The organism is Arthrobacter sp. 9V, assembly GCF_902506065.1.
Taxonomy (GTDB): Bacteria; Actinomycetota; Actinomycetes; order Actinomycetales; family Micrococcaceae; genus Arthrobacter.
Genome location: NZ_LR732912.1, coordinates 2573130 through 2591541, shown reverse-complemented (window position 1 = coordinate 2591541; position 18412 = coordinate 2573130). Strand labels below are relative to the sequence as shown.

13 protein-coding genes are annotated in these 18412 nt (G+C 61.6%); 9 read left to right on the top strand and 4 right to left on the bottom strand.

Annotation, left to right across the window (positions count from 1 at the left end; genetic code table 11):
• Positions 1–3 precede the first annotated feature (3 nt).
• Genes BACI9J_RS12010 through BACI9J_RS11990 form a run of 5 tightly spaced genes read left to right on the top strand, consistent with a single transcriptional unit; the run spans position 4 to position 7769 of the window.
• A complete protein-coding gene (locus tag BACI9J_RS12010; protein WP_159734586.1) occupies positions 4–1989 on the top strand; it encodes a dipeptide/oligopeptide/nickel ABC transporter permease/ATP-binding protein in 1986 nt (661 codons plus the stop codon).
• A complete protein-coding gene (locus BACI9J_RS12005; protein ID WP_159734585.1) occupies positions 1986–2975 on the top strand; it encodes an ABC transporter ATP-binding protein in 990 nt (329 codons plus the stop codon). The genes BACI9J_RS12010 and BACI9J_RS12005 overlap by 4 nt, the downstream gene beginning before the upstream one ends.
• Positions 2972–4978 carry a S9 family peptidase gene (locus tag BACI9J_RS12000; protein WP_159734584.1) on the top strand — a complete coding sequence of 669 codons (2007 nt, stop codon included), beginning with the start codon at positions 2972–2974 and terminating at the stop codon, positions 4976–4978. The genes BACI9J_RS12005 and BACI9J_RS12000 overlap by 4 nt, the downstream gene beginning before the upstream one ends.
• On the top strand, positions 4975–6615 hold the full coding sequence (locus tag BACI9J_RS11995; RefSeq protein ID WP_159734583.1) for a PucR family transcriptional regulator: 1641 nt from the start codon (positions 4975–4977) through the stop codon (positions 6613–6615). Before BACI9J_RS12000 ends, BACI9J_RS11995 begins: the two co-directional genes overlap by 4 nt.
• A 41-nt stretch (positions 6616–6656) precedes the next feature.
• On the top strand, positions 6657–7769 hold the full coding sequence (locus BACI9J_RS11990) for a mandelate racemase/muconate lactonizing enzyme family protein (protein ID WP_159734582.1): 1113 nt from the start codon (positions 6657–6659) through the stop codon (positions 7767–7769).
• Positions 7770–7789: 20 nt separating this feature from the next.
• Here BACI9J_RS11990 and BACI9J_RS11985 read toward each other — a convergent pair whose 3' ends face one another.
• Together BACI9J_RS11985 and BACI9J_RS11980 are read right to left on the bottom strand one after the other, a co-directional pair.
• On the bottom strand, positions 7790–8428 hold the full coding sequence (locus tag BACI9J_RS11985; RefSeq protein WP_159734581.1) for a response regulator: 639 nt from the start codon (positions 8426–8428) through the stop codon (positions 7790–7792).
• Positions 8416–9666 (bottom strand): sensor histidine kinase, encoded by a 1251-nt coding sequence (locus BACI9J_RS11980; protein ID WP_159734580.1) that lies wholly within the window; start codon positions 9664–9666, stop codon positions 8416–8418. Before BACI9J_RS11980 ends, BACI9J_RS11985 begins: the two co-directional genes overlap by 13 nt.
• 135 nt (positions 9667–9801) lie before the next feature.
• On the opposite strand from BACI9J_RS11980, the gene BACI9J_RS11975 reads away from it, so the two are divergent.
• The 4 genes from BACI9J_RS11975 to BACI9J_RS11960 all read left to right on the top strand — a co-directional run bounded on the left by BACI9J_RS11975 (position 9802) and on the right by BACI9J_RS11960 (position 16070).
• Positions 9802–11136 (top strand): acyltransferase family protein, encoded by a 1335-nt coding sequence (locus BACI9J_RS11975; RefSeq protein ID WP_159734579.1) that lies wholly within the window; start codon positions 9802–9804, stop codon positions 11134–11136.
• A gap of 47 nt (positions 11137–11183) precedes the next feature.
• On the top strand, positions 11184–12692 hold the full coding sequence (locus tag BACI9J_RS11970) for an alpha/beta fold hydrolase (RefSeq protein ID WP_159734578.1): 1509 nt from the start codon (positions 11184–11186) through the stop codon (positions 12690–12692).
• Between the two features lie 97 nt (positions 12693–12789).
• Complete coding sequence (locus tag BACI9J_RS11965; RefSeq protein ID WP_159734577.1) at positions 12790–13560, top strand: ABC transporter ATP-binding protein; 771 nt, start codon at positions 12790–12792, stop codon at positions 13558–13560.
• 74 nt (positions 13561–13634) lie between these two features.
• Complete coding sequence (locus tag BACI9J_RS11960) at positions 13635–16070, top strand: ABC transporter permease (protein ID WP_159734576.1); 2436 nt, start codon at positions 13635–13637, stop codon at positions 16068–16070.
• A 1027-nt stretch (positions 16071–17097) separates the two neighbouring features.
• Here BACI9J_RS11960 and BACI9J_RS11955 read toward each other — a convergent pair.
• Both BACI9J_RS11955 and BACI9J_RS11950 read right to left on the bottom strand, forming a co-directional pair.
• The gene (locus BACI9J_RS11955) at positions 17098–17616 is read right to left on the bottom strand and encodes a PaaI family thioesterase (protein ID WP_159734575.1); all 519 of its coding nucleotides are present in this window, start codon (positions 17614–17616) and stop codon (positions 17098–17100) included.
• Between the two features lie 43 nt (positions 17617–17659).
• On the bottom strand, positions 17660–18376 hold the full coding sequence (locus BACI9J_RS11950) for an SDR family oxidoreductase (RefSeq protein WP_159734574.1): 717 nt from the start codon (positions 18374–18376) through the stop codon (positions 17660–17662).
• Positions 18377–18412 lie beyond the last annotated feature (36 nt).

The window sequence follows — 18412 nt, the reverse complement described above, 5'->3', positions numbered from 1 at the left end:
CATATGCGCACTTTAAGCAAGGTAACTGCCCCGGGGGCGGGGGCTCGGTGGTTGGTGGCGCTGAAGTCGCCTGTAGGCGCAGTTTCTGCGGTGATGCTTTTTCTGGTCCTTGCGCTGGCAGTGGCCGCGCCCATTCTGTGGTCCGGACAGGCCGAGGAGGTGAACACCAAGGCCATTTTGCAAGGACCGTCGGCAGAACACCTGGTGGGCACTGACAGCCTGGGCCGTGATTTGTTCTTCCGTCTGCTGGTTGCCACCGGGTTGTCCGTCAAGCTGGCCTTGGCGGCAACCGGGATTGGCGTTCTTGCCGGCCTTGCCCTCGGCACCGTTCCATCACTGGTGGGGCGGCGCGCCGGAAGAATCGTCACAGCCTTCGTGAACATCGCCGTGGCTTTCCCGGGTCTGCTCCTGGCAATGTTTTTCGCGGTAATCTTTGGCGTCGGCGAAACGGGCGCGGTGTTGGCCATTGGTTTCGCCACTGCTCCTTCTTTTGCCCGCCTGACCCAAACCCTGGTGGCAACACAAGAAGAGCGGGACTTTATTGCTGCTGCAAAAATGGCCGGCGTCGGGAAGCTTCATCGGCTGTTCCGGCACATACTCCCCAACATCGCCGAACCTCTGGTGGTCACGGCCACGATCGGTGCGGGCGGTTCGCTCTTGGCCTTCGCCGGGTTGTCGTTCCTGGGACTGGGTGTCCAACCGCCAGCCTACGATTGGGGCAGGTTACTCAATGAAGGCCTTAACAGTATTTATGTGCACCCCATGGCGGCGCTTGCTCCGACCATGGCAGTGGTCATCGCCGGACTGGCGTTCAACCTCTTCGGCGAAGCGGTGGCCAAGGCCCTCGGCACCCCAACAGGCATCACCGGCACGGGCACAGCACCTCAGCGTGTGCTGGCGCCAACCGTCGTCGAGCCTTCAAGCAACGTCCAAACGGCCCCGGTTGAGGCGCACGGCGCAGTTCTGACTGTCACGGACCTCTTCGTCAGTTTTCCCGGCCCCAACGGCCCCATCACTCCTGTCCGTGGCGTGAGCTTTAGCCTGGCGCGAGGAGAAGCGGTGGGGATGGTGGGGGAATCCGGCTCCGGCAAGACTCAGACCGCCTTGGCGCTGGCGCAGTTGGTGGAGTACCCGGGGCAGGTGAAGGCATCCCGCCTTGAGTTCCTTGGCCAGGATCAATTGTCCGGGACCTCGCGGGCCCGCCGCCAACTGCTGGGAACCTCGTTCGCCATGGTGTTCCAGGATCCCATGAAGTCCTTCAACCCCACTATGAGGATCGGCATGCAGTTGGCGGAGGTCGCCATGCGGCATCAGGGGATGAACCGCCGGCAGGCCCTGACTCGGGCTGTTGACCGTCTCCGGGCGGTCAGGGTACCGGCCGCAGACAGGCGGCTGAAGCAGTACCCCCATGAATTCTCCGGCGGGATGCGGCAGCGCGCAATGATCGGGATGGGCATCATGGGATGCCCGGCGCTGATCGTCGCCGACGAGCCCACCACGGCATTGGACGTAACTGTGCAGCAACAGGTGCTGCGGTTGCTCTCCGCCATCAGGGAAAAGGACAACGTGGCGATGCTGCTCATCAGCCACGACCTTACGTTGGTAGGGCAGGTTTGCGATCGGGTCCTTGTGATGTATGCGGGCCGCATCGTGGAAGATCTGCCTGCTTCGGATCTCAAAAGGCAAGCCTTGCACCCGTATACGCAGGCCCTTCTGGCCGCGGTCCCGGACATGGACACGGACCGTGAAAGACCGCTGGCCGTGGTACCTGGTCGCCCCGCTGATCCGTCACAGCTGCCTGGAGGATGTGCCTTTGCCGCCCGCTGCGCCAAAGCATCTGAGCAGTGCGTCCGCGAAGATCCCGTACTCGTCCAGCGGGAAGATGGGCACCGGGTGGCCTGCTGGCATCCCTCCTCGGAGACTGATCCCCGACTAATTCCTGTGGAACTGAAATTGCACGCTGCAGCATTACAAGGAGATGCACTATGAGTGAGCTTCGGTTCGAGCAGGTTTCGGTCCGGTTCGGTGGCCGTCGCGGGATGACGGCTGTGGACGGGGTTGACCTCGTGGTGCCCCGAGGTCAGGTGGTTGGTTTGGTGGGGGAATCCGGCTCAGGGAAATCAACATTGGCCCGGGCCGCGGCAGGTCTTACTCCCCTCTCCGGTGGCCGGATCCTCTTGAAGGGCCAACCCCTGAGCACCCGCCAGGGAGAGCGCAGACCCCTGCAGATGGTATTCCAGGACCCGCATTCCTCGCTGAATCCGCGCATGAGCATCGGCGACTCCATCGCAGAATCGCTCTCCCTTTACGGGAAGGGGGCCAAGGCGAAGCGAACCGCCGAGGTACAACGGCTCCTGGAGATGGTGGGCCTGGATCCGCAACGAGCCTTCAGTTACCCCGGCCAGATGTCGGGTGGACAACTGCAGCGGGTTGCCCTGGCAAGGGCACTGGCCGGGCAGCCGGAAGTAATCATCGCGGACGAGATCACTTCTGCGCTTGACGTCTCGGTCCAAGGCACAGTCTTGAACCTGGTGCGGGACCTGCAACGCGAACTCCGGTTGTCCATGCTGTTCATTTCGCACAATCTGGCGGTTGTGCGTTACGTGGCGGACCGCATTGCAGTGATGTATCTCGGGCGGATCGTCGAACAAGGACCCGCAGAGCAGATCCTTTCAAACCCCCAACATCCCTATACCAAGGACCTGCTGGCCGCTGTACCAAGCCACACGCGTTCCAGTCTCACTCCGATGGCCATTGATCCGGCCGTCAGGGCGGTCAATGACGCTGAGCCAGCGGACCCGCACCACCCACCCAGTGGCTGCAGATACCACATGAGGTGTCCGATTGGCCCTCTTGTACTTCCAGGCCGCGGCATTTGCAAAGAGTCCGATCCAGCAGCCGAGGACCATCAACATGCGGCGGCATGCCACTTCGCCGATGAATTGTTGCCAGCGGGCAAGGCGGGGCTGTCATGACTCGCAGGCTTCGTTGTGAGGACTTGCTGGAACTGGAGGTCCCGGAGCAGCCCACGCTGTCCCCGGACGGTCAGCTGGTGGCCTACGTGCTGCGACGACTGGATGCCGGCACGGACAGCACACAACGGAACCTTTGGGTGGTGGATACCGGCGGCCGTTCAGCACGGCAACTCACTTTCGGTAACAGTGATTCATCGCCTGCTTGGTTGAGGAATGGAAGTCTCTCGTTCGTCCGCGAATCCGAGGGCCGGAGTCTGCTCTGCCTCTTGGACGTCAATGATGGACTTGTGGAGACCGTAGCCACCTTGCCGCAAGGAGCCGGCAAACCTGTGTGGAGTCCCGACTGTTCGCGCGTTGCTTTCGGCGCCTTTGTTCCCGGTGCCGTTCCGGGTGTCGGTCCGTCAGAGCGGGTTCCGTTGGCAGATCCTCCGAAGGTGGCCGATGGCTTGAACTATCGGTCAGATGGTGTCGGCTTGCTCGGAACGTTAGTGCGGCAGCTGCATGTCCTGGAACCGGCAAGCGGGGTTTGCAACCGGCTCACTCACGGGCAGTGGCATGTGCGGGACCCGGAGTGGTCTCCTGACGGCAGCCGGTTGGCATTTGCGGCAGGCCCGGCAGTAGATAATGATGCCAGCCTCGTCGCGCCGGTTCATGTTGTGGATATCAACCGTCCAGAGGGCAAGCCTGTAGTGGTGGGGCCCGCTGACATTGTAGTCAGCGCGTTGGAATGGGCTGTGGATGGAGAATCACTTTTTGTGGTGTCCACCCGGCCGGTTGGCCACAACTCCCTGGTTCGGCTTCCGTTGGATGGCGGCCCCGGCCTGGACCTTGCAGGTTCCCTGGACCGTAACGTCATGGCCGGAGCCCCCGCTTATCCAGGCGCCTCGCCTCGGCTCACGAGAAACGGTGGGACGCTGCTGTTCTGCATCCGGGAGCGTGGCTTCACGCACCTTTTTGGCGTGGACGTCGACGGCGGCCTACCTCGTCCCGTCCTGCAGGGCGACGGCTTAGTGGTCTCGGAACTCGCCGTGGCCGGCAGCACGGCAGTCACCATCCTCAGGACGCCGACCTCCTTCGGTGAGGTAGTAAGTGTTGACACTGAAACGGGCGCCACGCATGTCCTTACCCGGCACGGGGAAAACTTTGGGGACGTGGAACTGTTCCCTCGCGAGGAGCGGGAGTTCACCACCTCTGATGGCACGGTTGTGCACGGCTGGATCATGAGGAATCCGGAGACCATGGGCGCCCAACCGTTGTTGTTGGACATCCATGGTGGTCCGCATAACGCTTGGAACAGCGCAGCGGATGAAGTGAACATCTATCACCAGGAACTGGCTGCCCGTGGATGGGCGGTGTTGTTGCTCAACGTCCGGGGGAGCGATGGCTACGGCGAACAGTTCTACCAGGCTGCGTTGGGGCGTTGGGGCATAGTTGATGCCCCCGATTTCCTGGAGCCGTTGGATGTCCTTGTTGCCGAAGGGCTGGCAGACCCGAATCGTTTGGCGGTTACCGGGTATAGCTACGGGGGATATATGACCTGTTACCTAACCAGCCGCGACAACAGATTTTCCGCCGCTGTCGCAGGCGGGGTAGTCAGCGACCTCAGGAGCTTCGCAGGAACCTCTGACAGCGGACACTTCTTCACCGAACGCGAACTCGGATACCACGAGGCCACATCCCCGGAGGCGTACGAGGTAATGTCACCGATAACCAGGGTGGATCAAGTAGCGACCCCAACGCTCATCCTGCACGGTGCCAACGACCTCCGGTGCCCGGTGGGCCAGGCCGAACAGTGGCATGCGGCTCTGTGTGAGCAGGGCACAGTGAGCCGTCTGGTTCTATATCCCGGGGGTTCTCATCTTTTCCCGGATGTAGGTCCGCCTTCGCACAGGATTGACTTCAACCGACGGATCGTTGATTGGGTGGAGGAACATGCCAATGGTGTGTACCTAAGGACTGAATTGCAGGCTCGCCCGACGGTAGTTGAACGGGGACTTGAATGAGCAATCAGCATCCCCGCATCAGCCTCGGGCGCGTCCTCGACGACCTCGGGGCAACCCTCCTGGAGCTTGTGGCGGGAGACGTTGGACGTCCCGACGAGATCGGCGGAGTCGTCATCCACGACCCGTTCGACGAGCCGGTGCTTCCGCCCAACGCCTTGGTGCTCGGTATAGGTCTTCAGGACGCCGAGTGCATCGCGCCGTTGCTGACACGGCTGGGCCTACAGGGAGCCTTAGGGCTGGTTGTCCGTGCCCCGGTCGCAGCTGACCTCCGGATAGCCAACGCCGTCAGGGAATCAGGAGTGACCCTACTGGGGCTCACCCCGGGCGCCGCGTGGGCACAATTGGCGGCAATGCTGCGTACTTTGATGGCGGCTCGTGAGGCTGGTGCAGCCAGCACGGATTCGATGGGTGGGCTGCCCTCGGGCGATTTGTTTTCGTTGGCGAACGCCATCGCGGCACTCATGGATGCGCCCGTGGTCATCGAGGACCGCAGCTCCCGCGTGCTCGCCTTTTCAGGACGCCAGGATGAGGCTGACCACTCAAGGGTTGAGACGATACTCGGGCGCCAGGTACCTGAGGCTGTGTCCAAAATATTTGTGGAACGGGGAGTCTTCCGGGAGCTGTATCGGTCCAACGAGCCGGTCACGGTTGAGGCCTTGCCGCCAAACCTTGACGCCATATCACTTCCAAGAGTTGCCGTGGCTGTCCGTGCAGGCGACGAAGTCCTTGGGTCTATCTGGGTGGCTGTGCGAAGGCCACTTGGTGAAGAAAGGATGCAGTCCCTGCGGGACTCGGCCAAATTGGTGGCCCTGCATCTGCTCCGTCTGCGTACCGGCGCTGATGTAGAGCGAAGAATGCGCGCCGACCTTCTAAGCAAGGCCTTGGAGGGAGGCCTTGGCGCCCAGGACGCACTGGATCGTTTGGGCTTGGCGGAGCAACCGCTTGTGGTGCTTGCCTTGGCCGTGCTCCAGAATCCAGGCCGGCACGTGGAGGGCGACGCAGGACTTGCCATGGAGAGGCAGAGAATCAGCGACAGCTTCGCCATGCATCTGGGCGCGGTGCAGCCACGTGCCGCAGTAGCCCTTCTTGGAGACACCACGTACGCCTTGCTTCCCGTTTCCCAAGACGACCAGGGGGAAGAGCGCGCGGCCGCAACCGGTGGTGATTTCCTGCGGAGGCTGGGCGATCGTGCCAACGCCGCCATCGGCGTCGGGTCTCTTGCCAAGGGTGCAACTGAGCTGCCTGCTGCCCGAACCAGTGCAGACCGAGTTCTTCGTGTCCTGCGAACCGGAGACGGGAAAGGGCAACGGGTGGCACGTCTGGCTGATGTCCATGTTGAAGCGTTGATCCTTGAGCTCTCCGACCTGGCGGCTTCCCGAGGCGAACAACCTACAGGGCAGATTGCGCGCCTATACGCCTACGACGAGAAGCACAACGCTAACCTGGTGGACACCCTCCGTGCCTGGCTGGACGCGTTTGGCGATGTAGCAGTGGCCTCCGCAGCTGTTTATATCCATCCCAATACTTTCAGGTACCGGCTTCGGCGCCTCTCGCTCGTAGGCGGACTCGACCTGGACGATCCTAAAACACGCTTTGCTGCCATGCTTCAGCTCTGCATTCTGTCCTCGCGCTCCTAGCGACAGATCGCTGCCGCTGACCGATCGATAGGAAGACACCTATGAAACTCACTCGCGCCACCATTACCCTGATTGACCTTCCGTTAACCGAACCCTTTGTGGTCTCCTACGCGTCCTACCCCTCGATGCCAAGCATTATCCTCACCCTGGAAACGGACGACGGACTGATGGGATTTGGCGAGAGCGTGCCTGACGGGCACATTACGGGCGAGACCCCCACAGGTAGTGTTGAAGCGCTCAGAACAGAGCTGCTGCCAGCGGTTCTAGGCCTGGATCCTCGTGACATCACGGCCATCCATCAACGCCTCGATGCCGCGCTCAAGGGGTGCGGTGCTGCCAAAGCGGCGGTAGACATCGCCTGCTGGGATCTAGCTGGAAAGGCTGCAGGGCGTCCGGTGTATTCCTTGCTGGGCGGACGCCGGCCGCAACAGCCAACAATTGCCAGAGTGATGAGCATTTTGGCCCCGGACGTTCTTGCCGCGCAAGCCGTTGTAGCGCGGCAGGAAGGGTACCGGCACCTCAAAATGAAGTTGGGCGGGGGAGACGGCCTGGACATCGAGCGTGTACGTGCCGTGCGTGCTGCAATTGGCATGGACATGGGAATCCGCGTTGATGCGAACCAAGGCTGGGAAGACCCCGCCACCGCGCTCACCATGATCCGGGCCTTGGAGCAGTACGACATCGACTGGGTGGAGCAGCCAATCCTGGCCGACGATATTGATGGTTTCCGGTTGGTGCGGCAGGGCACCGTCATGCGGCTCATGGCAGACGAATCCGTGGTGGACGCCCGGGATCTTGCGCACTTTGTCCGTGACCGTTCAGTGGATATGGTCAACCTGAAGCTTATGAAGAGCGGTGGGATTACGCCGTGCCACCGATTGGCAACCCAAGCTGAACTCGGTGGGCTCAAAGTACAAATCGGCTCGATGCTGGAGACGAGCATCGCCTCTTCCGCGGGCTTCCACCTGGCACTGAGCCACCCCAACATCGTTTCCACAGAACTTTCCGGTCCCATGAGGTTCGCAAAGGAACCAGGCGACCTGAAGTACGTGGTTCCGGACGTACAAATCACGGAGAAACCCGGGCTGGGCGTCGAGGTCGACGTAGATATGCTGGCTGAACTAATGGTCCGCGAATGCGAGGTCGTGGCCTGACGGCGGGTGCGTCCCCGGGGCTACGTCCGTAGGTAGGCGAGGACGGCTAAAACCCGCCGGTGTCCTGGGTCCATGGCGGACAGGTCCAGCTTTTGGAAGATGTTCCCTATGTGTTTGCTGACGGCAGTCTCCGTAACCACCAACCGCCCCGCTATGGAAAGGTTGTCCAGGCCTTCAGCCATCAAGCCCAGAACCTCGCGCTCCCGGGGGGTCAACGTACTCACAGGGTCGCTGGCCCCCCGCCTGCTCATGAGCTGGGAGATGACCTCCGGATCCATAACGGTTGCACCGGCGGCTACCCGACGGAGCGTGTCGGTAAATTCGGCCACTTTTCCCACGCGTTCCTTCAACAGGTAGCCGAGGCCGGCAGCGCCCTCGGAGAGCAGGTCCCCAGCATAGCGGTCTTCCACATATGCGGAGAGGACCAAAACCGGGAAGCCTGGCCGTCGTCGTCGGGCTTCCCGTGCTGCCTGCAGTCCCTCGTTAGTGAAGGTGGGCGGCATCCGCACGTCCAGGACGGCGGCGTCGACATCGTCCAGCACGGCAAGGAAGTCATCGGCATTGTCCACAGCAGCCACAATGTCGAAACCCTCGCTTTTCAAGAGAAGCGAGAGCCCTTCCCGAAGGAGGGCATCATCCTCGGCTATTACCACTCGCACGGCAACTCCACCCTGACAGTTGTAGGTCCCCCTGCTGGGCTCTCAAACCGGGCTGAACCTTCGAAAGCCTCTGTCCGGCGGCGGATGCCTGCGAGTCCTCCGCCCGGACGTTCAAGCGCTCCGCCGGAACCATTATCTTCGACGGAGATGAATAGTTTATCCGCCGTCCCCGGCCGAACTGCCTCCCGGCTGACCTCGACGGATATTTGCGAGGCGGCGCTGTACTTATTTGCGTTGGTCAGGGCCTCGGCGACAATGAAATAGCTTGCGGACTCCAACGCTGCGGGTACCCTTTGAAGCTCCTTCAGGGTCAGGCGGCATGGGATTGCTGACCTTCCCGTGAGCGCGGAGAGGGCACCTTCCAGTCCGAGTTCGTCAAGGATCGGCGGATGGATGTCATGCACGGCTGTCCGGAGGCCCGCCAGTGCTTCTGTGGCAGCCTGTTGGGCCCGCCGGACGTGGGGGAGGGCCTCATCCGGGTTCTTTTCAAGCGTCCGTTCCGCCAGCCCAAGCATCATGACCACGCCCACCAGTCGATTCTGCGCGCCGTCGTGAAGGTCCCGTTCGATTCTCTTGAGCTCAGCGGCGTGTGCGTCCAAGGCTGCAGCCCTGGACGCCGTCAGCGCCGTCACCCTTTCTACCAAGGTTGATTTGGAAGGGGCAAGGATCCGCGACTGGATCCAGGAAGACCCTTGCGCTACTGCTGGGATCAACCACCAGGAAACGGCCGCATAGCCAAGCCCGATCGGCACCATCCAGTAGGCGCCCTCCCAAGAAGTTACTGGATAGATGCTGCTGACTGGCTGGTCCGGGGGAAGGAGATACCAGTATGTCGGGATGAGCAACGTGTTCAGAGCGGCGAAAGGCAGCCCGATGCACAAAACGGTGACGAGCGGCGTGAACAATCCATGCCCCACCAGCCAAAGGGTGTCCTTGCCGGTCCTCCGGGAAAAAACAAGGCGCAGTCTCTCTTCGAAAGAAGGTTTCCGGCGAAGTGGAAGGTAGTCAGCCGTGAGTTCGCTTCCTCTGTAGTGGCTTAGGCGGCGCCGGGCAATTGTGGCCCACCAACGGAGCGCAGCCACAGCGGGGTGCGCAATCAGCCACCCGCCACTGAACAAAAGCAGGGGAGTGAGAACAGCCGCGAGCATGAAGAGTCCCATGGAAATGAATCCGAATACCAGTTCACCGGCGAGGTAGGCAAAGGCGCGGCACCATCGCCCAAGTCGTCTTTTGATCATCTACTCAGTCTGCCTTAGCGGCGGGCCGCTCGTCGGTGTAGCCAGCTCCACCATTGGGCGGTGTAGCTCTCACCATCAAGAAGATGGCACTCTGCACCATCGTGCCCGGCTCCGGCAATCCGTAGCGTCGAAAGCATGAATACCGATGCAACATTCACAGCCATCCATCCGGAGGCGAGAGACATGGGCGGCACGTCTGTCGCGCCTCTGCAGCACCCGGACGGCCTCAAGAAGCAGTCGTCACGAGACGTCAGTATCGACGTGGTTCGGAGCCTTAGCTTGGTAGTGGTGGTAGTTCTTCACGCCCTCATGGTTGGCGTGAGCCTGGGACCTGATGGGCCCGTCCTCGAAAACGCCCTTGATAACCAGTCATGGTTCGCTTCCGTTACGTGGTTTGCGCAAGTCATGCCGCTGTTCTTCATGGCGGGAGGCTTCAGCTCGATCTCCCAATGGCGCGTCCTGTCAGCCAGGGGTGAAACGGCGGCGGACTATGTTCGCTCCCGGCTTTTGAGGCTCATGGTTCCGGCGGTGGTTCTGGTCGGTTTGGTGGGTTTCGGCCTGCTACTGCTGACGCTGGCGGGCGTTCCCGCCGAGATAGTTTCAACCGCCGGATACCGCATCAGCCAGCCCTTATGGTTCCTGGCCGTGTATCTTGGCTGTTCGGCTTTGGTTCCTTTCATGGCGCATGCGCACAAAAAGGCGCGAGTCGGTGCCATAGTGGGTTTACTTCTCCCTATAGTTGTTGTCGACGCACTCAGGATTCTGACAGACCAAACGGCCGTCGGCTACGCAAACCTCGTGTTTGTTTGGCTCTTTGTCCAGCAGCTGGGCTTTTGGCTCGCGGATGGGTCGCTTGAGCGATTGGCTCCGGTTGCCCGGGGATGGGCAGCGGGGTTAACACTGGCCCTGTTATTGGCCTTGACTGTTGCCGGCTGGTACTCCGGCGACATGTACGTGAATCTCAATCCGCCCACGGGAGCCTTGGCACTGCTGGCAGTTGTGCAGGTGATGGTCTTCTCCCTTTGCCAGCCGAGCATCCGGCGTTGGGCAGAAAATCCAGGTGTCATCAGTTCGATCCGTGCTGTTGGTTCACGCGCGATGACGATCTATCTATGGCACATGCCGGTTCTCGTGGCCCTTGCGGGGCTGCTCCTCATTCTGCCCTTGCGACTGCCTGTGCCAGGGAGCGGAGAGTGGTGGTTTACGCGGTCGTATTGGCTCGCGGCTGTCCTGTGTGCCCTCATCCCCGTTGTCCAGGTACTTGGGCTTTTCGAACGTGCGGGCAGCGAGCCGCGTCTATGTCCGAGCAGCAACCGACGCGCTGCGTTCAGCACCGTGCTCGGCGTAGTGGGAGTGATTGTCCTGTTGATAGAGGGAGTCACCCCGGTGACGGCCGCAATAAGCGTCGCGCTGTTCTGCTGCGCACTGATAGGTCACACAAATCTTCCACGCCTTCGACCAGCCCGTTAGCTTCAGCCCTTCGGGGTATCGACGTCATCAGAAAAGGAAAATGACCCATGAAAAAGCTGCGTACCACGTCCGTCGCCGCGGCCCTGCTCACCGTCCCACTCATGGCAGGCTGTGCGCCGGCAACCCTACCTGCCGATCCGGCAAGCGGCTTGGCGCGCTTTCACGATCAGAGCATCGGGTGGGTTGCGTGCGAGGACCAAGAGCTCGCCAACTCTGGAACTGAGTGTGCAACGGTTACCGTTCCACTCGACTATGCCGCCCCGGACGGCAAGACCATCACCGTAGCGATCTCCAGGATCGCATCCACGGACCCTTCGCAGCGGCGCGGGATCCTGCAGACCAACCCGGGCGGCCCTGGAGGGAGGGGCTTGGGCTTGCCGGCCATACTCCGCTCCGGCATGACGCCGGAGGTCGCCGCGGCCTATGACGTGATAGGCATGGATACGCGTGGGCTGGGGAAGAGCACTCCAGTGGACTGCGGCGTTCCCCAGATGTCCTGGATGCGGTCCGCCGGCGCCGACCGCGAAGGATTTGATGAGAATGTCGCAAGGGCTAAGGAGGCAGCTGATCGGTGCTGGGAGAAGTACCCTGATATCCTTCCCCACATCAATACACAGAATATTGCGCGGGACATTGACGTTATCAGGGCGGCAATGGGCGAATCCGAGACATCATTTCTGGGTTGGTCCTACGGGACGTTCCTCGGCGCTACGTATAGCCAGATGTTCCCCGACAGGATCGATCGTCTGGTCCTGGACAGCGCACCCGACCCTGCCAAGTATGGAATCACCATGTTCAAGGACATGGCTGCCGCAAACGAGAAGGCAATAGACGACTTCGCAGCGTGGGCATCTTCGCGGGATAACAGATACAGATTGGGGTCGACGTCAACCGAGGTACGGCATGGCATCGAAATGCTCATCAGTGACGCAGCAACTAAGCCCATCCCGGTAGGCGGTCACATGCTGGACGATCACGTGTTGCCCTTCCTCATGTACGTCAACGGGGTCAGCGACCTTCAAGCGGATAACGAAACGTTCGCGCAGGTGCTGGTTCAACTGCGGGACCTCGCCCACGGTGAAAACGTTGAGCTTCATCCCATGCTTGCCGGCTTGGTCCAAGCATGGTTCATGACTGAGCTCGGCACCGGCCCCGACTACTCTGCAACCCTCGCCATCATTTGCGGGGACGTAACCATGCCCTCCGACCCCGAGTGGTACTGGGACGAGATCCAGCGGCACCGGCGGGACCAGCCAATCTTTGCCGGGGTGCACAATACGATTACCCCCTGTTCGTTCTGGCGGGAGGCCCCTCCCATGCCCATTACCATCGACAACGCAGTGCCCGCCTTGCAGATACAGGCGGTGGGGGACACCAGGACCACCTATGAGGAAGGCTTGGGCATGCACGCAGCGATGAAAGGCTCCCGCTTAGTTACGCTCCCTGGGCGCATACACGCCGTTTTCCCGACCTACGGCAACCAATGCGCCAATTCCGCCGTGAACGATTACTTGCTTGACGGGAAGCTTCCTGGCAGGGACATGTTCTGCGAGTAGCAGGTCGCTGGGCTCAGCGCTTGGTATAGCCAGCACCACCTTCTTTCCGGGGCCTGGCTGGATGGGACGGAGCACGCGTCCGTTTTAGCGTTGAAGCATGGCTTCCCTACTCCGCGGCATCGCCAAGGCGATGCATCAGTCCACCGAGGTGCTGTGCCTCGATTCAGTCATCAAAACGTACGGCTCGAAGGCCAATAAGGTCACTGCGCTCGGCGGCGTCAGCCTGTCTCTCCAGCGCGGCAGCTTCACCGCCATCATGGGACCGTCAGGCTCGGGCAAGAGCACGTTGCTCCACTGCGCCGCTGGCCTCGACACCCCCACGAGCGGCTCGATCCGGCTTGGCGGTACAGAGGTAACCGGGTTGTCAAAGTCAGCACTTACGGCATTCCGGCGCGACCATGTGGGCTTCGTGTTTCAGGCATACAACCTGCTTCCTGCACTGTCGGTGGAGGAGAATATCAGCTTGCCGTTGCTGCTAGCCGGAGGCTCGGTTGAAAAAGGCTGGTTGGACTTCCTCTTGCATTCCGTTGGTCTGGAAGCCCATTCAGGGAGGCGGCCCTCGGAACTTTCGGGCGGGCAGCAGCAGCGGGTTGCGATAGCAAGAGCCCTGATCACACGACCGTATGTTGTGTTCGGGGACGAACCCACGGGGGCCCTCGACTCACGTTCAGGGAAGCAGGTGCTGGATCTGCTTGCACACACGGCGCGCGAACTGGAACAGACCGTGGTTGTTGTCACGCACGATCCCGTGGTCGCAGCACACGCCGATCGGGTCATCTTCCTCGCTGATGGCGCCTTCGCAGGACACCTCGACGGTGCCAGCCCCACCCAAATTACAGACCACATGAGCACCTTGGGGGAGTGGTGATGGGTAGTAGGCGTCTAACCTTTCGTCGTCTGGTCCATGCGGGCCTGCGCCACAACCGCACAAGCTTCGTGGGCGTGGCGGTATCGATTCTCGTCGCGACGGCGCTCATCACAGGCTTGGGCGTCCTGGTGGAGTCCGGCATCCGTGGCGGCATAGCCCCGGAGCGATACGCTGCTGTCGATGTGATCGTTGGTGGCAGACAGTCACTTCCCATCAAGGACGATATCCCGCTGCCCCTGTTTGAGCGAGTCCCCCTTTCGGCGGGACTCGCAGAGCAGATCTCTGAAATTTCCGGGGTGGCATCGGTAGTCGCAGATGCCACGGTTCAGCTTGCATCCGAGGAAGGCACGGTTGATGGACATCCATGGTCCACCTCAAGCCTGGGCGGGTTCACGATCCAGGAAGGAACCGCACCTTCGGTCAGCGATGAAGTCGTAGTATCGGCTTCCTCCGCTGCGGTGGTAGGAGACATGCTCCGTTTTACGCATGGAGGTGTTCCCGCTGAATACCGCGTTGTTGGCAAAGCAAACGCACCGATGGAAGTCACACGCGCTCAACACGTGTTCCTCAGCGGGGAACGAATCGCGCAACTGGACCACAAGGGCGGTGCGCCGCAGGTCCTGGGCGTCTTTGCTGAGGACGGCACGCAGCCAGCGGCCTTGGCAGCGGCAATCTCTGCGCGTTTCCCTCATCTGGCAGCGCAGACTGGTGATGCCAAAGGCGATGTTGAATTCCTGGAATCCGCGGCCGCACGCTCGTCACTCGTGGCCATTGGCGGCGCGTTCACAGGCACGTGCCTGCTTGTCACGATGTTCATCGTCGCCGGAACCCTGTCGCTCTCAATGCAGTCCCGCCGTCGGGATTTCGCCCTGCTCCGGGCGGTCGGGGCGGGTCCCACCCAGATACACCGCCTCGTGGCTCGCGAGGTGTTCACAGTTGGGTCGATCGCTGCGCTCCTGGGTATCGCCCCCGGGTACGTGCTGGCAACAACGCTGCAGGGCGCTTTCGTGAACTCAGGCGTTATCCCTGGTGACTTCGCACTCGCGTTCAGTCCGATTCCGGCTCTCGGAGCGGTGACCCTGGTGCTCTTGGCCGGCCGGGGCGCCGCCAGGGTCGCCGCAAGCCGTTCGGCTCGAATGGACCCGGTCGAGGCCGTGCGTGAAGCCTCGAATGGTCCAACGACTATAAGCAGGGGGCGGTGGATGACCGGGATCGCGCTCGCTGTGGCTGGTTTGACGCTCTCGGCCCTCCCATTGGCCATCAAGGGACAAAGTGCCGCCGGTGCGGCGGCGGGTGCCTCGATCATCCTCATCATTTCGCTCGCCCTGCTGGGTCCCTTGCTTGTTCGCTTCGCCGTCCGCTGCATCGGGACCAGCCGTGCACACTCATCTACTTCAGCGTTTCTCGCCTCGAAGAACGGAATCGCGAACGCAAGGCGGCTGGCTGCTGCAATCACACCGCTCGCGCTTGGCATCTCGTTGGGCCTGGTGCAGCTTGGCGGTCCTTCCATCCTGGCCAGCGAAGCCAAGGCCCAGGCGCAAGCCGGCGTGCTTGCCCAGTTGCGGGTGACTGCGCCGGGAGGGCTTTCGAGCGAGCGTGTCGAGGAAATCAAGGCGACGCCCGGTGTTGCCATCGCAAACCCTGTGGTGGTGAGTCAGTTGGTGCTCCACCAGGATAGGACGTACGGAGGACAACCAGCGAGCAGTTCCGCATTCGTTGCGCAAGGTGTTGACCCCCGCGCTGCCGCAGAGACCTTGGATCTCAAGGTGCAGGAAGGATCGCTCGAAGCCCTCAGAGGGGAACATCAAGTGGCCCTCAGCAGTAACGCGCAGCAGATACTCGGCATTGGCATTGGCGATAACATAGCCGGCCACTTCGGCGATGGCGGTCGGCTCGACGCCACAGTTGTGGCGATATACGAACGCGGTTTGGGATTTGGCGACGTCACGATGTCTGGTGAGGCGGTGCGGTCACACACCACGGCCGGTCTCCATGGATTTGCGCTTGTTAACGCCGTAGATGACGTGAATTCGACGCGCTCAGCCCTTTCAGAAGCGGGCTTCGTGGTCAGCGGCGGCAACGCAGCGGACCCTGCTGGTTCTGCAGGGCGGTCACAGCAGGGATGGGTGGGGCTGGTCGCGCTCATCGTGATTCTGGGGTACATCGCGATCGCCGTGGTGAATACCTTGATGATGGCTACTGGACAACGATCGCGCGAGTTTGCGCTGATGCAGCTCATCGGAGCTTCGCGACGGCAGGTCCGGGGAATGATGCGGCGTGAAGCCATGGTGGTTGCCCTTCTGGCAACTGTGTTCGGCCTCACCATAGCCTTGCCGCCGCTCGTGGGCATAAGCGTGGGCGTCACCGGGCATCCCTTGCCCCAGCTTTCGCTGTTCTGGTGTCTCGTGGTGATTGGGTCGATGTGCGCTCTGGCACTAATAGCCTTGGCGGTTTCGACGCGCGCCACCCTGCGGGTCCGCCCCATCGTGGAGATCGGCTCGCGCCAGTAGGCCCACGCGTGCAATCGGGTGCACTGCCTTGCGCGATCGAACCCAACTGCACGGAAGGGTCGTTGTTGCCACCAATTCATTGCGCGGAGCCGGCAATAGACTCGGCGATATTGCTGGCACAACCAGAGGGAGCTTCATGGTGGAATCACTGCCACAGGTTGGGTCCGGGTGGAGGAAAAACTGCCCGACTTGCGTCCGTGGCGATCCTCAGTGATGGCGAGGTGGTGCAGACCGCGGCAGGCGCCGTAAATAAAACGAGTGGTGTTGAGGCCACCTCCGATTCCATTTTTCGGATCGGTTCCATCACCCGGGTTTGACCGCCTCGCACGTCATGCAGTTGTGGATGAGGGCCTCATGGAGTTTGTGGACAATGTCCACACTTTCCACCGCGGACTGCCTCGTTCAGCCATCGAATCGGCCCGGATTCCGCATGTTTCCGCCACTTCCCAGTGTTTCCAAGGCTCGGAATCCCGTTCGAGTCCCACCTCGGGCACGGCATACCCCCTCGTCAGAGGGGGTTTTTGCTTTTAACTGTTGACAGCTGTTGACAGGAGCCTCTGATGTGGTTCCGGCTGTTGCCTGGCCGCCGGTTGGCCTGTTCAATTGTGGGGGAGCGGAATCAGGGGCGTGGCTGGTGGGCCCTTCGCTTGCTGTGAGCTGGGGCTATGCGGGTCCTCTCCAAGTTCGTCCGGTAGGTCGTGGTTGTCCCACACCCCTTCATGGGCAGGGGGACTGAGCGCAACATGACTTCGAGGAACTGCGTAGATGCCGCCTGGATCCGGCTCTCTCCTGGCGTGAGCAGACCGGGTCTGGCGCAGCTTTGTCAGGTTAAAACGGGTGGGGACAAAGCCCGATAGAGCACCGTTACGAGTAAACCTGAACGTCCCGTCCCACACCGAAGACACTCGGCGGAAGCATCACATAGTCGAGTGTCTTCGGGCCCCGGGCATCTTGGCTGGCCGCACATGCAGGCCCTCGATGGACCTCTCCCATGGTCTTAGGCTGGTCCTCTGAGGAGCGGCTGTAGCTAGTTCCCGCCCGGTTGGTGCGGGAAGACCAGCAGCGTGCTTGTGGCAGTGGCGAGGAGTTTTCCGTCGGCGGTGCTGAGGCGTCCTTCGGTGAAGATTGCCCGCGGGCCGGCTTTTACAACTGAACCCTCTGCGAGCAGAGCACCCTTCTGAAGCGTGATGGGTCTGAGGTATTTGACCGCCAGATCGATGGAGGTGTAGCCGACCCCCGCATCCAAGGTGGTGTGTGCTGCGCAGCCGAGTACCGTGTCCAGGAGCGTGCAGGCGAGGCCACCGTGCACCATCCCGAGGGGGTTGTAATGCGCTTCTCCCGGCCGGCACTGGAACTCCACGTGGCCGTATTTCGCGTCGACGAGATCGAAGTTCATCAGGGAGGCAATCGGCGGCGGAGCAATGCTGCCGTCCCGCAGGCCGGAGAAGTAGTCCATACCCGAGAGCCGTGGCAGCTTTTCGAGCGCGATTGCCGGATCAATCCACGTGAATGTTTCAGAGCGTTGTGCTGAGGTGTCGGTTGTCACGGGGTTCTCCTTGGGGCTCTCATGACTTCAGGTTTTGCTTCGGTCATGCCGGGGTGCTGGCTGCCAATGCGGGGTAAAGGTCCGAGATCGGCCCTGCCAGGCCCATTTTTACCCCTGCGCTGATTTCGTCCACGATGACCTCGTAGTCACCCTGCTCCAGCCCATCGAAGGACTTCCGCGCCACTTCCTCGGCCGAGGTCTTCGGGGCATTGACGCCCTTGGCCATGGCTGTGTCCATGTAGCCGACGTGAACACCGGTGACATGCGTGCCTTGGGGCGCCAATTCCTGGCGGAAGGAGTTGGTAGCCGACCACAGCCCTGCCTTTGACGCACTGTAGGCGCCGGTGAGGGCGATCCAGCTGAGCACCGAGTGAATGTTGAGGACCGCTGATGTCCCGTTGGCGGCGAGCACCGGTGCGAACGCCCTGGTCAAGGCAACCGGTCCGAAGAAGTTTGTCTCCATGATTTCGCGGAACTTCTCGTCGGAGAGAGCCAGGAATGTATCCGATTCGACGCTGATGCCGGCGTTGTTGATCAGAACGGTGACATCCTGGGCCTGAGTAACTGCGGTCCGGATCGAGTCCGGGTTGGTGACATCCAGGGCGAGGGGGACGACTCGGGAGTCGCTCCACTCCTGCGGTCGGCGGGCCGTCGCATAGACCTTCGCGGCACCCCGGGCGAGCGCCTGTTGCACGAGTTCGTGGCCCAGGCCTCCATTTGCACCGGTAACAAGGACGACGGCGCCAGATAGCAGCGGCATGGATTCTCCTGAACTCAGATTGGAGGCGACGCGGTT